This is a genomic window from Nitratireductor lacus (assembly GCF_056431025.1).
Map to the genome: position 1 here is coordinate 1 of NZ_JBWKMB010000062.1, position 1,115 is coordinate 1,115.

The window sequence follows — 1,115 nt, forward strand, 5'->3', positions numbered from 1 at the left end:
GATCAAAAAAACAGTGGCAACATATCATGCAGATGCATGCACAATATACGGGTACAACGTAAGCGATCAAAATAGACCGTTCTTCTTTTACTAAGTTGAGCCCCTAAAATGAGGTCATTGATTAAGATAGGAGAAAATATCAATGACTAGACGTAACCCTCAAGAATGGCAGCAACTCATCGACGCACAAGAAGCTAGCGATATGACCATCGCCCAGTTTTGTTACGCGCATAACATTAATCAGTCCACATTTTATTTGCAACGTAAAAAACGACAAGCACTCGCATTGCAACAAACATCAGGGCAATGGTTGCCGATTGGATCCCTGTCTTCACAACAGCCAGATACGCGCCAGTGGCAAATTGAATTAAGCTTACCCAATGGTGTGGTTCTGAATATGAGTACCGGCGGATAATGCTCACGGCCAGTAGTGCAAATATATGGTTGTATCTTGGTGTAACCGATATGCGTAAGCAGTTTGATGGCTTAGCCGCGTTGGTGAATAATCAATTGCAGATGCAAGCGCAATTAGGTGATTGGTTCGTGTTTGTCAATCGTAAGCGCACGATGATGAAGGTGCTATATTATCATCAAGGTGGCTACTGCTTATGGTAAAACGATTGGAGCGTGGCACCTTTGCTAAGGTCTCAAGCAGCGAGAATAAAATCGCCCTGAACACCGCGCAGTTACAGTGTTTAATTGACGGTATTTATTGGCAAAAAGGCAAACAAAACAAGCGACTTAAGTAGCTGAATTTGCTATACTTCGTCGCATGAAAAGCGCTGCTGATTTACCTCACAATACACCGAATATTCGACCAGAAGAATATGCAAATGTGTGTGCGAAACTGGCTGAGTCACAAGCACAAGCCGCACAGTTACAGCAACAAGTCGACTGGTTCAAACGCCAGTTGTTTGGGCGTAAGTCAGAAAAGCACATCATAGCTAATCCTGACCAAGCCAACTTGTTTGGTCAAACTCAAGATGAAGGTTTACCGCCTGCCCCTAAAAAAGCCATCAAGGGCTACACTCGCTCGGTGAAACAAAAAGACGACAATCACGTCAATGACACCGGTCTTCGCTTTACCGATGATGTCCCGACTAAAGTCATTGATG

3 protein-coding genes are annotated in these 1,115 nt (G+C 43.9%); all 3 read left to right on the plus strand.

The features are described from left to right. Positions 1 to 142: 142 nt before the first annotated feature. A complete protein-coding gene (gene tnpA / locus AC07E3_RS21405; protein ID WP_478364751.1) occupies positions 143 to 415 on the plus strand; it encodes an IS66 family insertion sequence element accessory protein TnpA in 273 nt (90 codons plus the stop codon). Continuing rightward, positions 415 to 615, plus strand: coding sequence for an IS66 family insertion sequence element accessory protein TnpB (gene tnpB, locus AC07E3_RS21410; RefSeq protein WP_478364753.1), 201 nt, complete (start codon positions 415 to 417; stop codon positions 613 to 615). Before tnpA ends, tnpB begins: the two co-directional genes overlap by 1 nt. 157 nt (positions 616 to 772) lie before the next feature. Continuing rightward, the coding region (locus AC07E3_RS21415) for a transposase domain-containing protein (protein ID WP_478364755.1) at positions 773 to 1,115 on the plus strand (343 nt) is incomplete at its 3' end.